Origin of the sequence: Streptacidiphilus cavernicola (genome assembly GCF_042510955.1) — a bacterium.
Classification (GTDB): Bacteria; Actinomycetota; Actinomycetes; order Streptomycetales; family Streptomycetaceae; genus Streptacidiphilus; species Streptacidiphilus cavernicola.
In genome coordinates this window covers 14,325-28,558 of the sequence record NZ_JBHFAB010000019.1, presented here as the reverse complement: position 1 = coordinate 28,558, position 14,234 = coordinate 14,325, and the positions used below count along the sequence as shown (strand labels likewise).

The 14,234-nt window shown below is 71.7% G+C and carries 15 protein-coding genes; 5 read left to right on the top strand and 10 right to left on the bottom strand.

The genetic code is table 11. The annotated features are described in order from the left end of the window. Positions 1-43 precede the first annotated feature (43 nt). Both ACEZDE_RS23435 and ACEZDE_RS23430 read left to right on the top strand, forming a co-directional pair. Positions 44-1,390 carry a hypothetical protein gene (locus ACEZDE_RS23435; protein ID WP_380539070.1) on the top strand — a complete coding sequence of 449 codons (1,347 nt, stop codon included), beginning with the start codon at positions 44-46 and terminating at the stop codon, positions 1,388-1,390. Between the two features lie 22 nt (positions 1,391-1,412). Further along, entirely contained in the window at positions 1,413-2,084 is a 672-nt protein-coding gene (locus ACEZDE_RS23430; protein WP_380539067.1) for a hypothetical protein, read from the top strand. 17 nt (positions 2,085-2,101) lie between these two features. Here ACEZDE_RS23430 and ACEZDE_RS23425 read toward each other — a convergent pair whose 3' ends face one another. Genes ACEZDE_RS23425 through ACEZDE_RS23415 form a run of 3 tightly spaced genes read right to left on the bottom strand, consistent with a single transcriptional unit; the run spans position 2,102 to position 4,492 of the window. Then, on the bottom strand, positions 2,102-2,653 hold the full coding sequence (locus tag ACEZDE_RS23425) for a Uma2 family endonuclease (protein ID WP_380539064.1): 552 nt from the start codon (positions 2,651-2,653) through the stop codon (positions 2,102-2,104). Between the two features lie 19 nt (positions 2,654-2,672). Beyond that, entirely contained in the window at positions 2,673-2,963 is a 291-nt protein-coding gene (locus ACEZDE_RS23420) for a hypothetical protein (protein WP_380539061.1), read from the bottom strand. Continuing rightward, a complete protein-coding gene (locus tag ACEZDE_RS23415; protein ID WP_380539058.1) occupies positions 2,960-4,492 on the bottom strand; it encodes an SDR family NAD(P)-dependent oxidoreductase in 1,533 nt (510 codons plus the stop codon). The genes ACEZDE_RS23420 and ACEZDE_RS23415 overlap by 4 nt, the downstream gene beginning before the upstream one ends. Before the next feature lie 173 nt (positions 4,493-4,665). On the opposite strand from ACEZDE_RS23415, the gene ACEZDE_RS23410 reads away from it, so the two are divergent. After that, positions 4,666-4,926, top strand: a complete 261-nt coding sequence (locus ACEZDE_RS23410) for a hypothetical protein (RefSeq protein ID WP_380539055.1) — start codon at positions 4,666-4,668, stop codon at positions 4,924-4,926. A 148-nt stretch (positions 4,927-5,074) separates the two neighbouring features. Next, positions 5,075-6,094 carry an NAD-dependent epimerase/dehydratase family protein gene (locus ACEZDE_RS23405; protein WP_380539052.1) on the top strand — a complete coding sequence of 340 codons (1,020 nt, stop codon included), beginning with the start codon at positions 5,075-5,077 and terminating at the stop codon, positions 6,092-6,094. A gap of 175 nt (positions 6,095-6,269) precedes the next feature. On the opposite strand, the gene fabG is transcribed toward ACEZDE_RS23405, so the two are convergent. The 3 genes from fabG to ACEZDE_RS23390 form a co-directional block, all read right to left on the bottom strand. Continuing rightward, entirely contained in the window at positions 6,270-7,028 is a 759-nt protein-coding gene (gene fabG / locus ACEZDE_RS23400; protein WP_380539049.1) for a 3-oxoacyl-ACP reductase FabG, read from the bottom strand. A gap of 90 nt (positions 7,029-7,118) precedes the next feature. Continuing rightward, positions 7,119-8,306, bottom strand: a complete 1,188-nt coding sequence (locus tag ACEZDE_RS23395; protein WP_380539046.1) for a thiolase family protein — start codon at positions 8,304-8,306, stop codon at positions 7,119-7,121. A gap of 57 nt (positions 8,307-8,363) precedes the next feature. Next, the gene (locus ACEZDE_RS23390) at positions 8,364-9,527 is read right to left on the bottom strand and encodes an acyl-CoA dehydrogenase family protein (protein ID WP_380539043.1); all 1,164 of its coding nucleotides are present in this window, start codon (positions 9,525-9,527) and stop codon (positions 8,364-8,366) included. Between the two features lie 117 nt (positions 9,528-9,644). Here ACEZDE_RS23390 and ACEZDE_RS23385 point away from each other — a divergent pair, with 117 nt between their 5' ends. Further along, on the top strand, positions 9,645-10,346 hold the full coding sequence (locus ACEZDE_RS23385; RefSeq protein ID WP_380539040.1) for a TetR/AcrR family transcriptional regulator: 702 nt from the start codon (positions 9,645-9,647) through the stop codon (positions 10,344-10,346). Here ACEZDE_RS23385 and ACEZDE_RS23380 read toward each other — a convergent pair. From ACEZDE_RS23380 to ACEZDE_RS23365, 4 genes are read right to left on the bottom strand one after another with little or no spacing between them, the layout of a single operon-like run. After that, positions 10,231-10,866 (bottom strand): hypothetical protein, encoded by a 636-nt coding sequence (locus ACEZDE_RS23380; protein WP_380539037.1) that lies wholly within the window; start codon positions 10,864-10,866, stop codon positions 10,231-10,233. The genes ACEZDE_RS23385 and ACEZDE_RS23380 overlap by 116 nt on opposite strands. Position 10,867: 1 nt before the next feature. Then, complete coding sequence (locus ACEZDE_RS23375) at positions 10,868-11,788, bottom strand: carbohydrate ABC transporter permease (RefSeq protein WP_380539034.1); 921 nt, start codon at positions 11,786-11,788, stop codon at positions 10,868-10,870. Further along, on the bottom strand, positions 11,785-12,804 hold the full coding sequence (locus ACEZDE_RS23370) for a carbohydrate ABC transporter permease (protein ID WP_380539031.1): 1,020 nt from the start codon (positions 12,802-12,804) through the stop codon (positions 11,785-11,787). The genes ACEZDE_RS23375 and ACEZDE_RS23370 overlap by 4 nt, the downstream gene beginning before the upstream one ends. After that, positions 12,801-14,105, bottom strand: coding sequence for an ABC transporter substrate-binding protein (locus tag ACEZDE_RS23365; RefSeq protein ID WP_380539409.1), 1,305 nt, complete (start codon positions 14,103-14,105; stop codon positions 12,801-12,803). The genes ACEZDE_RS23370 and ACEZDE_RS23365 overlap by 4 nt, the downstream gene beginning before the upstream one ends. Positions 14,106-14,234 lie beyond the last annotated feature (129 nt).

Sequence of the window (14,234 nt, the reverse complement as noted above, 5' to 3'; positions counted from 1 at the left end):
CCAGGCACTGGGCCTACGGTTCTGACGAGGTGACACGCTAGTGGTGGCGAGCGAGACGGTGGCCCGGGGGGCCAATCCGCGCGGGCGGATACTCGTGGTCGAGGGCGGCGCCGGACGGCAGGCCCGCCGCTTCCCGCCGCGCGGCGGACGCCCGGCGCCCGCGCTCTCGGTCATCCTGGCCGCCATCTCGCCGCAGGTGCTGCTCGCCGCGGACGCGGTGGACACGGTGCACCTCCCGTCCGCCACCGACGCCGCCGGGATCCTGTCCCACCTGCGGGCCGCGGTCCGGCACCCGGGACCGCTGCTGGTGCACCTCGGCGGACACCTGGTCAGGAACCGCCGCACCGGCGGCGCGGAGCTCGACCTCGGCGAGGACCGGCTGGCCTGGCAGGCGCTGGTCGAGGAACTGCGGCTGCGCCCGGTCGAGACCACCTCGCTGGTCGTCGCCGACCTCAGCGCGGACGAGGACGTGCTGCCGCCGCTGCGGGTGGTCCCCTCCCCGCTGGGGGCGGGGCTGCCGCTGTGGGCGGCGGTCAACCCCGACCCGCGGCAGGTCGGCACCTTCACCCGGGCCCTGGTCGAGACCCTGCACGGCGGACGCCCCGGCGCGGACGGCGAGTTGACCCCGGAACAGCTGCACCAGCAGGTGCACTCGGTGCTCCGACCGGACGTGCTGCTGGTCGCCTCGCACAGCGCGGGGCAACAGGTCTTCCGCAACACCGCCCGGCGGCTGGAACCGGCCCCGGTTTCGGCCTCGGCCGACGCGGTGCCGCCCGCCGACACGGTGCCGATGGACGCCGTGCCGGCAGGCTTCCTGCCCGTGCTGCCGACGGGCCTCCCGCCGCTGCCGGAACACCCGCCGACGGTGCACCTCCAGGCCGTCGCCCCACCGCCCGGGGGCGCCGTCCCGCCACCCGGCACCGTCGCCTCCCCGCCCGGCGCAACCGTCCCGGACGACGACTACCAGCAGGCCATAGGCGTGATCGTGGCCGCCGCGGACGCAGGCGAGCACACCCGCGCCGCCACCTTCGCGCGCGAGCTCGAACGGGAGGCGCTGGCCGCCCACGGCCCGGACGCGGAACCGTTCCTGCGGGTGCGTCAGGTCCGAGCGCACGTCTCCCGGCTCGCCGGGGAGCAGGCCGAGGCCGCCGAGCTGTACCGGGCCGTCGCACTCGGCCTGCTGCGCACCCGCGGCGCCGACGACAAGGAGACCCGCCAGGCCACCGCCAACGCCGAGGCCTGCTGGCGCGCGGTCGAGGACGACGCGGAGGCCCGTCGGCTCGGCCCCGACATCCTGCTGCTCCGCCGCGACGTTCCCGACACCCGCCGCCTCCGCGCCGTCGAGAAGCACCTCGCCCGCCTGGAAGCGGCAACCACCCCCGCCCGCTGAACCGTGTGCCTACGATGAACCGGTGCCCAGCAAAGCGGAGTTGCGCCGGATGCGATGGTCGCTCTACTGGACCGGCGCCCTGTCCCGGCGACTGATCGGCCGTCTGCTCGCCGGTGACAGCGGCGACCGGCTCCAGCCCCGCTGGCTGCCCCGCCGCTGGGTGACGGTGGTGTACGGGGACATCGACCCCGAAGCCGGTGTCGGCGTCCTGTGGCTGGTGTCGCACCCCGGGCACGAGAACGGGACAGAGCACACCGTGTTCTTCGAGCGCTGCGGCGAGGAGTGGCAGTCCACCGGCAGCGCCAGTGGCGGGGCTGCGGACGAGAACCCGCCCCGCAGGCGCCCGGCGGTGGGCAGCACCGGCCAGCTCGGCATGATCGAACTCAACGGGGGCGGCGGTGGCCTGAGCCGCGCCCACCTCCTCCGGAACCCGGACGGCTGGACGTCGGCCCCGTGGGTCGGCTCCCACACCCTCCGGGTGGCCGCCGAGGTGGACCATCTCCTGGTCGGCGGTCGACGGATCCAGGTGCCCGAGGACGGTCGGCTCATCGTGGCGTGGAAATCACCCCCGTCCACGGTCCGCGGCGGCGTGCGCCCACGCATCGCCGCGATCGGCCCCGGCGGCGCGGAGCTCTCCGTGATCAGCCCCCGCGACCGGATGGACAGCTACACCTGGTCGTTGCTGACGGAGTAGCCCCCCGGCTGCTCCCGCTACGCCGGGTAGGGGTGGAAGGCGACGGTCGGGATGGGGAAGCCGAGCGGAGCGGGCAGCGGGATGGGCTGGCCGAAGGCCCCCTTAGCGTGCTCCCGGTACCCGCCGTCGGTCAGTTGCAGGACCAGCCAGGTGCCGTCGCGGGGGTCCACGATCACGTAGACCGGGATACCGGCACGCTGGTAGGCATCGCGTTTTGTCTCGTAGTCGCGCTGCGCGGCTCCCCGCCCGGCACTGACCGTCTCCACGACGGCGAGGACGATGGAAGCGGGCCAGTCGCGTACGTCCTCGGGGATGTCGGCGGCCAGGGCGATGGCGACGTCCGGGCGGGGTCTGTCACTGGGGCCGATTTCGATGCCCCGCTCGGAGAACGCCTCGAACGGCTCGGGCACGGTGCGCACGAAAACCCGGCCGGGGACGTCGTGCAGGTGGGTCGGATTGGCCTGCATGACGATCTGGGAGTCCAGCAGTTCCGCCCAGGCTCCGGAGGGCAGCTCCAGTTCGTTCCAGAGCCGCTGGATCTCGCGTTCCTCGTCACCCGCATACGTCATGCCTGCAACGTTATCCGGATCAGCCCGGCTGGGAAACGTCCGGTCCGAGCGTCCCGTGGCGGGTGAACGGCCACTGGTGCGGTGGGCGGGAGAGCAGCTCGGCCGGGGGTTCGGGCAGGCGCGGCGGGGTGGTCCCCGGGGTGTGCAGGATCACCACGACGCGGTCGTCCGCGGCGGTGTAGACCTCGGCGCTGCCGCCGTCGGGGGCAGGGAGCCCCCGCACCCAGGCGAGCAGCTCGGCGAGGCGGTCCCGAGCCGCCCGGACCTCCCACATCAGCGTGTCCGGCCCGCCGCCGGAGGCCCCGGTCACCACGGGGACGGGGCGTAGTCCTTGAGGAACACGCCGAGCAGGTCCTCGCCCTGCTCGCCGCGCACGATCGGGTCGTAGACCCGGGCCGCGCCGTCGACCAGGTCCAGCGGGGCGTGGAAGCCCTCGTCGGCGAGCCGCATCTTGTCCGGGTGCGGGCGCTCGTCGGTGATCCAGCCGGTGTCCACCGCGGTCATCAGGATGCCGTCGTTGTCCAGCATCTCCTGGGCGCTGGTGCGGGTCAGCATGTTCAGCGCGGCCTTGGCCATGTTGGTGTGCGGGTGGCCGGGGCCCTTGTAGCCGCGGCTGAACTGGCCCTCCATCGCGGACACGTTCACCACGTACTTGCGCCGGGCCGGGGACGCGGCCATCGCCGGGCGCAGCTTGCTGACCAGGATGAACGGCGCGGTCACATTGCACAGCTGGACTTCGAGCAGCTCGATCGGGTCGACCTCGTCGATCTTCTGGCTCCAGCTGTTCACCGGGTCCAGGTCGGGCACCAGGCCGCCCGCGTCGATCGCCGTCCCGGCCTCCACCAGCGCGGCCGAGGCCGAGCCGCTGGTCAGCGCGAGCGCGGTGAGCGCCTGCGCGCTGAGCGCACCCCGCTCGCCGCGCGACTGGCTCGGCAGAGCAGGCTGGCGGCTGAGGTCGAAGCGGCCCAGCACGGTCGCCTCCGGCAGTTCCCCGGCGGGCAGCGGCGCGTCCTCCGCGGTGATCAGCTCGGCGTAGGCGCCGGCCGAGCGGCGGACGGTCTGCGCGGCGTTGTTGATCAGGATGTCCAGCGGCCCGGCCGCGGCGACCGAGTCGGCCAGCGCGATGACCTGCGAGGGGTCGCGCAGGTCGATGCCGACGATGCGCAGCCGGTGCAGCCACTCGGCGCTGTCCGGCATCGCGGTGAAGCGGCGGATGGCGTCGTTGGGGAAGCGGGTGGTGATGGTGGTGTGCGCGCCGTCGCGGAGCAGCCGCAGCGCGATGTACATGCCGATCTTGGCCCGGCCGCCGGTGAGCAGCGCCCGCTTGCCGCTGAGGTCGGTACGCGCGTCCCGGCGGGCCCGGTTCTCGTGCGCGCAGGGCTGGCACAGCTGGTGGTAGAAGGCGTCGACCTCGGTGTAGCGGGTCTTGCAGATGTAGCAGGAGCGGGGCCGCTCCAGCACACCGGCGATCGGCCCGGTGGTCAGCGTGGTGAGCTGGAGGCCCTGGGTCTCGTCGTCGATCCGGTCCGCCGCGCCGGTCGCGGTGGCCTCGGTCACGGCCTTGTCGTTGGCGGTCTTGGCCGCGCGCCGCTCCTGGCGGCGGCGCTGCTTCACGGTCCGGTAGAGACCGGCCGTGGCCAGCCGGATCGCGATGGCGTCCGGGTGGTCGATCGGGAGCTGATCCAGCTCGGCGAGCACGGCGAGGGCCAGCTCCAGCCGCTCCGGCGCGATCCCGGGCACGTCCGCGACCGGCACGTCCGCGACCGGGGCGTCCTCCACCGGGGCGTCCTCCACCGGGGCGTCGGTGAGGATGGTGCCGCCGTCAGGTCCTGCGCTCATGCCGATAGCCGTTCCGTGGATGGAGGGAAAGGGGAGGGAGGAGGTGCCGGCCGCTGGATGCGCCAACTGAGACACCTTACGCAGTCGCACACCGCAGACCCAAACGGCCGGTGCCCCTCCCCGGAAGGCCCACCCGGCGCGCGGTTCGGCCGTCCAGCACGCAGAGTGAGCACATGGCGACGAATCAGACGACATTCCGGGTCAACAGGCGACTGCTCGCGGTGGGCGCGGTGCTCACCGGCACGGGGGCGGTGCTGGCCCTGGTCGGTACCGCGATCGCGGGAACCGCGCTGGCCACGGCCGGGCGCGGCTGGGTGCAGAACCTGGAGACCCCGCCCACCGAGCTGGCGACCCGCGCGATGCGCGGGGCCAAGGCCGCGTCCCAGGCCGCTTCACACGCGGGCGCGGACGCCTGGCGCACCCAGGCCCAGTAGGCACGGACGTAGGCCCAGTAGCCCGGCAGCAGCGGCACCGACACCCGGCGGGCGGGACCCGGCTTCCCGTTCCGCCGTCGGCGGAAGAACTCCGCCGACGGCGGAACGCCCTTTCGGCCGCCGCCGCGCCGGGCTGACACTCGATCACATGAAACTCCTTGTGATCGGCGGTTCGGTGTTCCTCGGCCAGGCCTTCGCGCGTGCGGCTCTCGCCCGCGGCTGGGAGGTGACCACCTTCAACCGCGGGCTGTCCGGCCCGGACGAGCCCGGGGTTCACGCCGTCCACGGCGACCGGGAGCAGCCCGACGACCTGGCCCGACTGGTCCAGGCGGGCCCCTGGGACGCGGTGGTGGACTGCGGCTACGTCCCCCGGGTGATCGGCGCCTCGGTCGCCGCCCTGGCCGGGTCCGCGTCGACCTATCTCTATGTCTCCAGCATCAACGCCTACCCCGACTTCTCCGCGCTCCCGGTGGACGAGAGCTCCCCGCAGCACGAGTGCGCCCCGGACGCGGGGCCGGACGACGGCGACTACGGCCAGCTGAAGGTCGGCTGCCAGCGCGCGGTGCAGGAGGGCTTCCCGGGCCGGGCGCTGATCATCCAGCCGGGCCTGATCATGGGCCCCGGCGACCGCGCCCGCCGTACCACCTGGTGGCTGCGCCGCGCGGCGGAGGGCGGCCGGATGGTCGCCCCCGGCGCGCCTGACCGGGAGATGCAGCTGATCGACGCCCGCGACATCGCGGAGTTCGGCCTGGACCGGATCGAGGCCGAGGACAGCGGCACCTACCTGACCAGCGGCACCCCGGCCAACACCAGCTGGGGGGAGTTCCTCGGCAGCTGCGTCGAGGCCACCGGCGGCAAGGCCGAGCTGGTCTGGATCGACGACGACCAACTGCTGCTGGACCACGACGTCGAGCCCTGGTCCGAGCTCCCGCTGTGGTTCCCGCAGCGGGAGGACTTCGCCGCCACCTGGAAGCCCTCCTCGGCCAAGGCGATCGCGGCCGGCCTGCGCTGCCGCCCGGTCCCGGAGTCGGTCCGCGACACCGCGCAGTGGCTGTTCGCCCCCGGCGGCCTGGAGACCGCCTTCGCCGACTACCGCACCATGGCCGGCCAACGCCGCCTCACCCCGGAAAAGGAAGCCACCCTCCTCGCCGCCTGGGACGCCCGCTGACCGCGGGCACGGCCGGGGTCCCGGAGCAGTACATCGCCTTGGAGGAGCATCCGGACACGGGGCTGGTCCTGTTCTTCCAGTACACGGAGTCCGACCCGGCCAGGTGGGGCGACTGGCCGGCGTCGGTGCGACGGGGGATCGCTGATGGCGGATCTGTGGATCCGCATCGCTGAGGTCAGCGGGCTCCGCCGTTGACGTAGAGGGTTTGGCCGCTGACGTAGGAGGCGTCGTCGGAGGCGAGGAAGGCGACGACTGAGGCGACCTCGTCCGGCTGGCCGACCCGGCGCAGCGGGGTGCGTTCGGCGGCCTGCTCCTGGTGCTGCTCCGGGGTGGCGCCGACCCGTTCGGCGGTGGCGGCGGTCATGCCGGTGGCGATGTAGCCCGGGGCGACGGCGTTGACGTTGACGTTGAACGGGCCAAGCTCGATGGCCAGGGTCGCGGTCAGGCCCTGGATGCCGGCCTTGGCGGCGGCGTAGTTGGCCTGGCCCCGGTTGCCCAGCGCGGAGCGGGAGCTGAGCGAGACGATCTTGCCGTACTTCTGCTTGCACATGTACGTCTGGGCGACGTGGGAGCAGTTGTAGGCGGAGGTCAGGTTGACCGTGATGACGGCGTCCCAGTCGCTTTTCGGCATCTTGAAGAAGAGGTTGTCCCGGGTGATCCCGGCGTTGTTGACCAGGATGTGGATTCCGCCCAGCTCCTCCGCGATCCGGGCGAAGACCGCCTCGACCGCGTCGTAGTCGGCCACGTCGCAGCCGTACGCCCGCGCGCTGCCGCCCTTGGCGGTGATCGCGTCCGCGGTGCCCCGGGCGCGTTCGCCGGTCAGGTCGACCACGGCCACGGTCGCGCCCTCGGCGGCGAGGCGCTGCGCGGTGGCCGCGCCGATGCCCTGCGCCGCCCCGGTGACGACGGCGACCCTGCCGGTGAAACGGGTCATGGGTATCCCTCCAAAGCGTGAGTCGCGACCCCTGCGGACGCGAGGAAACGAGAAGACGTAAGCGGGCAACCGCCCGCGGGCCGGTGCCGACTACCCCCGGTCGACCAGCACCGCGGTGCCCTGGCCGACGCCCACGCACATCGTGGCCAGGCCACGACCCGCGCCGGTGCGGGCCATCCGGTGCAGCAGGGTGGTGAGGATCCGCGCGCCCGAGCCGCCCAGCGGGTGGCCCAGCGCGATCGCCCCGCCCTGCGGGTTGACCAGGCCCGGGTCGATGCCCAACTCCTGGACGCAGGCCAGCGCCTGGGCCGCGAAGGCCTCGTTGAACTCGGCCGTGTCGATGCCGTCCAGCGCCCGCCCGGTCCGCGCCAGCACCCGGCGGACGGCCGGGACCGGGCCGATGCCCATCACGTCCGGGCCCACCCCGGCGCTGGCGCCGCCGACGTAGCGGCCCAGCGGCTCCAGCTCCAGCGAGCGCAGCGCCTCCTCGCTGACCAGCAGCAGCCCGGCCGCGCCGTCGTTCATCGGCGAGGCGTTGCCGGCCGTGACCGTGCCGCCGGGCCGGAACACCGGCTTGAGCGAGGCGAGCTTCTCCAGGGTGGTGTCCGGGCGGATCGACTCGTCCTGGCTGACGCTGCTGCCGTCGGCCAGCGTCACCGGGACGATCTCGGCGTCGAACAGGCCGTCCTTGCGGGCGGCTGCCGCGCGCTGGTGGCTGAGCAGCGCGAAGGCGTCCTGCTGCTCGCGGCTGACGCCGTAGCGGGCGGCGACCTCCTCGGCGGTCTCGCCCATCGAGAGCACCCCGTGCAGCTCGTGCATCCTCGGGTTGGTCATCCGCCAGCCGAGCTTGGTGTCGAAGATCTCGGCGTTGTGCGGCAGCGCCACCTCGGCTCGCGGCAGCACGAACGGCGCCCGGCTCATCGACTCCGAGCCGCCCGCGAGCACGATGTCGGCCTCGCCGGAGCCGATGGCGCGGGCGGCGGTGGTGACCGCCTCCAGGCCGGAGGCGCAGAGCCGGTTCAGGGTCGCGCCGGGCACCGTGTCCGGGATTCCGGCCAGCAGCACCGCCATCCGGGCCACATTGCGGTTGTCCTCGCCGGACTGGTTGGCGGCGCCCCAGAAGACGTCGTCGATCCTGGCCGGGTCGAGCGCGGGCACGCTGTCCAGCACGGCCCGGACCGCGGTCGCCGCCAGGTCGTCCGGCCGGACGCTCGACAGCGCGCCGCGCAGCCGGCCGATGGGGGTGCGGCGGGCCGCTGCGAAGTACACAGGGCGCATGGTCGGGCTCCTTCGGGACGTGCGGGGAGGGTGTGGTGCGGAGAGGTGCAGGGCGGATCAGAAGGCGTTGACGCCGGTCAGGGCCCGGCCGATGAGCAGTTTCTGGATCTGGCTGGTGCCCTCGTAGAGGGTCAGCACCCGGGCGTCGCGGACGTACTTGCCGACCGGGTACTCGTCGATGAAGCCGTAGCCGCCGAAGACCTGCAGCGCGGTGTTGGAGGCCTTCACCGCCGCCTCCGAGGCGTAGAGCTTCGCCACCGACGCCTCGGTGGCGAACGGCTGCCCCCGGTCGATCAGGTCGGCGACCCGCCAGACCAGCAGCCGGGCGGCGTCCAGCTCGACCTTGATGTCGGCCAGCATCTCCTGCACCAGCTGGTGCGCGGCGATCGGCTTGCCGAACTGCTCGCGCTGGGTGGAGTAGGCCACCGCCGCGTCCAGCGAGGCCTGGATCAGCCCGACGCAGCCCGCGGCGACCGACATCCGGCCCTTGGCCAGCGCCGCCATGGCGATCCCGAAGCCCTTGCCCTCCTCGCCCAGCATGGCGCTGTGCGGCACCCGGACGTCCTCGAAGACCAGCTCGGCGGTGGGCTGGCCGCGCAGGCCGAGCTTGCCGTGGACGGTGTTCCGGGTCAGGCCGGGGGTGTCGGTCGGTACCAGGAAGGCGCTGACGCCGCGGTGCCCGGCCTGCGCCGGGTCGTCGCCGCCGGTGCGGACGAAGACCAGGGCGACCTCGGCCCAGGTGCCGTTGGTGATGAACATCTTGCTGCCGTTCACCACCCACTCCTCGCCGCTGCGCACCGCCCTGGTGCTGAGGTTCCCGGCGTCGGAGCCGGTCCCCGGCTCGGTCAGCGCGAAGCAGCCCAGCGCCTCGCCGGAGGTGAGCCGGGGCAGCCACCGCTGCTTCTGCGCCTCGGTGCCGTAGTGGGCGACGGTCTTGCCGACCAGGCCCAGCGAGACCGACAGCAGCCCGCGGACCGAGGAGTCGCCGCGGCCCAGCTCCTCGGTCACCAGGACGTAGGAGAGGTGGTCGCCGCCGGAGCCGCCGTACTCCTCGGGGATGGTCAGGCCGAGGAAGCCGAGGTCGCCCAGCTTCTTCACGATCCCGCGATCGACCTGCTCGGCGCGGTCCCATGCGGTGGAATGGGGGACGATCTCGCGATTGACGAAGTCGGCCGCGAGCGCGCGGACGGCTGCCTGCTCCTCGTCGAGCTCCAGGTTCACGGGGTCCTCGGTCCTCGGTGGGGTGTCGTGCAATAAACTAGCACTGCAAGTTTTTGGACTCCAGCCCGGTCGCTGGGTGTTGTGAAGGTCACCGGGTGTGGTGAAGGGAGATGCGTCGTGGCACGACCGCGCAACCCACTGCTCAGCCGCGAGCGCATCGTCGCCGCGGCGCTGGAGCTGGTGGACACCGAGGGCCTGACAGCCCTGTCGACCCGGCGGCTCGCGGCCGTCCTCGGGGTGAGCGGGCCCTCGCTCTACAACCACTTCGCCACCAAGGAGCAGCTGATGGACGCGGTGGTGGACGAGGTGGTCGGCGAGGTCGACCTGTCGATGTGGGAATCTGTCGACACCGACGGCTGGGCCGGACCGGTCACCGCCTGGGCCCGCTCCTACCGGGCCGCCCTGGTCGCGCACCCCAACCTGGTCCCGGTACTGGCACAGGGCCCCGGCCGCAGGGCGAACTCACTGCGGCTCGCCGACGCCGTCTTCGGCGGCCTGGTCGACGCCGGGTGGGCCCGCGGCGACGCCACCCGGATCGGCGCGCTGATGCGCTACTTCGTCTACGGGTCTGCGCTGGGCTCGTTCGCCGGCGGCTTCGTGGACGACCAGGAGATCTACGCCGCCGAGTACCCGCACCTCGGCCAGGCGCACCTGCTCGCCGAGCACCGCCGCAGCGTCGACGAGGGTGCGTTCGAGACCGGCCTCACCGCCTTGGTCGAGGGGCTGTCGCGGCAGTATCCACATCCACGCAGACCGACTCCCGGGCCCAGCGCAGCACCGTCCGCTGCGCCGCCGACGGGGCCCCGGCCGCGGCCGTGACCACGCAGTCGATCTCGTCCGGCGCGGCGAAGGAGCTGAGCGAGGTCCGGCCGCACTGCTCGGCGGTGGCCAGCACGCAGGTGCGGGCCGCCGACTGGACCAGGGCGCGCCTGGTCTCGCAGTCGGCGAGGCTGTCGGTGCTCGCGCCGTGCGGGCCCTCAAGACCGGCGCAGTCGAAGAAGGCCAGCTCAAGCCGCATGCTGCGGAGCACCATCGCGGTGACCGGGCCGTGCAGCATGTCGTCCCTGGGGCTGTGGTAGCCGCCGGTGAGGATCACCGTCGGCCGGTCCCTGCCCCGGCCCGAGCGGCCCAGCACCGACGCGGTCAGCAGCGAGTTGGTGACCACGGTCAGGCCGGGCAGCTCGCGCAGGTGCACCGCGAGCTTGTGGATCACCGGCCCGCCGGTCAGCCCGATGATCCGCTGCCCGCGCAGGGTACGCGCCGCCGCGGCGGCGGCGATGGCCTCCTGTTCTGACGGTGTGTCGGCGGGTGTCCTGGACGGCGCGCTCGCGGCCCCCACGTCAGCCCTTGCTCGAACCGAGCGACAGGCCGGCGATGAACTGCTTCTGCAGCAGCACGTAGACGACCAGGGTCGGCACGGCCGCGATCAGCGCCCCGGCGGCGATCATGTTCTGGTTGCTGACGAACTGGCCCTGCAGGTTCGCCAGCGCCGAGGTGACCGGGCGCTTGTCGCCGGACGACATCAGGGTGATCGCCCAGAAGAAGTCGTTGTAGATCCAGGTCGTCAGCAGGGTGGCCAGCGCGGCCAGGGCCGGACGGCACAGCGGCAGGGTCAGCCGCCAGTACCGGGTCCACAGGCCGGCCCCGTCGACCAGCGCCGCCTCGTACATCTCGTCCGGGACGGACTTCATGTAGTTGCTCAGCACGAAGACGCAGAAGCCGAGTTGGAACGCGACATTGATGACGATCAGGCCGAAGGCCGAGTTGTACATCAGGCCGCTGCCGCCGCTGAGGAAGTCCGGCAGCGGGATCTGCAGGAAGATCCGGTAGAGCGGGGTGATGATCACCTGCTGCGGCAGCAGGTTGCCGGCCGTGAACACGATCAGCAGGGTGACGTTGAGCTTGACGTTCACCCGGGTCAGCACGAAGGCGACGCCGGAGGCCAGCAGCAGCACGATGATCACCGCGGGGACGGTGATCACCACCGAGTTCCAGAAGAAGTGGAGCATGTCCGACTGGTTCCAGGCATTGGTGAAGTTGCTCAGCGTCAGGGTGTGCGGCAGCGAGACATAGCCGTACTTGCTGGTCTCCGAGTACGGCCGCAGCGCCACGTACAGGGCGAACGCGATCGGCAGCAGCCACAGCACGCAGGCGCTGATCAGGAACAGCTGCGAGGCGGCCTGGCCCCAGGCGCGCGGCTTGGGCCCCGGCCTGGACTGCTGCCGGGGCGCGGTCGTGGTGGGTATCGCGGTGTCGGTCATTCGGCAGCCTCACGGCGGAACGTCTGGTACAGGAAGATGCTGATCGGCACGAGCGAGATGACCAGGAGCACCACGCCCAGCGCGGAGCCGAAGCCGACCCGCTGGGTCTCGCCGACGATGTTGGAGGTGACCAGCACCGAGAGCAGCTCCAGGCCGTTCACCCCCTTGTTGGTGATGTAGACCAGGTCGAAGGCGCGCAGCGACTCGATCACGGTGACCACCATGATCACGATGTTGATCGGCTTCATCACCGGGAAGATCACCCGCCAGAAGGTCTGCCACGGGTTGGCCCCGTCGACCAGGGCGGCCTCGCGCAGGGTGGGGTCGACCGCCTTGAGCCCGGCCAGGTAGAGCACCATGACGTAGCCGGCCTGCCGCCAGGTGGCCTCGACCAGCACCGCCCAGAGGTTGAGGTGCGGGTTGCCGAGCCAGTCGATGGCGTTGCTGTTGCCGTTGCGCCCGATCACGGTGTTGATCAGGCCCAGGTTCTGCGAGTACATGAACTCCCAGATGATCCCGATCAGCGCGAGCGACAGCATCACCGGCAGGAACAGGATGCTCTGGTACATCCGGCTGCCCTTGATGCCGCGGTCGATCAGCACCGCGAACAGCATGCCCAGCGGGGTGGCCACGAAGATGAACACGGCCAGCCAGATCAGGTTGTGACGGACCGCCGGCCAGAACTCCGGATAGATCGTCGCGGCCTGGTGGTAGTTCTGCACCCCGTACAGGCAGCCGTTGTTGAGGATCGAGGGGACGTTGGGCAGGCAGGCCTTGCCGCTGAGGCTGCCCACGCCGTTCCACTTGGTGAACGACAGCAGCACGGTCGCCAGCGCCGGGACCCAGACGAAGGCCAGGTCCAGCAGCAGCGGGATGCCCAGCAGCAGCGCGACCACGACCTTGTCGCGCCCGGAGAGCCGGCGCAGGCCGCCGCGACGGCGGCGCCGGACCGGGGGAGTCGTCCCCGCCGGTTCCGCCGACGCCGCCGCGCCTGCTTCGGTGGTGCTTGAACTCATGAGGTGTAGATCGCCTTCGCCTGGTCCTCGGCGCTCTTCTGCAGCGACGCGATGCTGCTGGTGGTCGGGTTGTCGATGAACTTCTGGATGATCGAGATCATCGCGGTGGCCATCGCCGGGTCGGCGTCGCGGTCCATGAACTGGGCCACCGCCTTGCACTTGGCGATCTCGGTGACCGACTTCTTCTGGATCGCGTCGTAGGTCGGCACGCTGAGCCCGTTGGCCAGGCCGACGTCCCACTGGTCGGTCTTGAGGAAGTTGGCCTCGGCCGCGCCGGTGCCGATGTACTCCAGGACGGCCTTGGCGGCGTCCGTGTTCTTGGCCTTCTTGCTGAGCATGAAGCCGTCCGTGGGGGCGTCCATGTAGTCCTGCCCGTAGGTCGGGTTGATCTCGGGGAAGACGAAGAAGTCCAGGTCGTCCAGGTTCGCCTTGTCGCTGACGTACTGCGCGGCGACCTGGTTGGTGCCCTGGAACATCATCCCGGCCTGCTTGGCCTCCAGCGCCTTCGCGGCGTCCTGCCAGATCCGGCCGTTGGCGCCGGTCTGCAGGTACGGCATCAGCTCGGCCCAGTGCTGGAACACCGTGGCCACACCCTGGTCGGTCCACGGGATCTGGTGCTTCATCAGCTTGCTGTGGTAGTCGAAGCCGTTGATCCGCATGTTCAGGATGTCGAAGGTGCCGAGGCCGGGCCAGCCGTCCTTGTCGGCGAAGGCGATCGGGACGATGCCGTCGGCCTTCATCTTCTTCGCCAGCGCCAGATACTGGTCCCAGGTGGTGGGGACGGTGTAGCCCTTGGCGGCGAAGACGCTCTTGTTGTAGAAGACGACCCAGGGGTAGTTGTAGAGCGGCACCAGGTACTGGTGTCCGTCCAGGCCGGTGGAGAGCGCCTTGGCGGCCGGGCCGAAGCTGCCGCCGATCTTCTCCCAGACGTCGTCGATCGGCTGGGCCAGGCCCTGCGCGGCGAAGTACTGCATGCGGTAGCCGGCGAACCAGGTGAACAGGTCGTCAGGAGTGCCCTGCAGATAGCTGGTGATGTTGTTCTGGAAGGTGTTGTGGTCCACGGTGTTGATCTTGATCGGCGAGCCGGTCGAGGTCGTCGCCCCCGCGCACAGCGAGGCGAAGGCCGCCTTCACGCCCGGGTCGGAGTAGTTCGACCCGAAGGTGACGGTCCCTCCCTTGGAGGAGCCGGAGGAGCCGCCGGTGCTCGGCTTGCTCGAACCCGACCCGGAACTGCCGCAGGCGGTCAGCAGGCCGCCGGAGACGGCGGCGAGTCCGGCTGCTCCGGCGACACCTTTCAACAGGGTCCGACGGTTTGGCGATATTCCGGCGTCCGACATGGTGGTTCCTCCGTTGGCAGGTGGGTGGAGTCGCCTGGTGAGGCCTGCAAGCATCCCTCGGTTTCCAACAGAACTCACCAGGATGAAACGTTG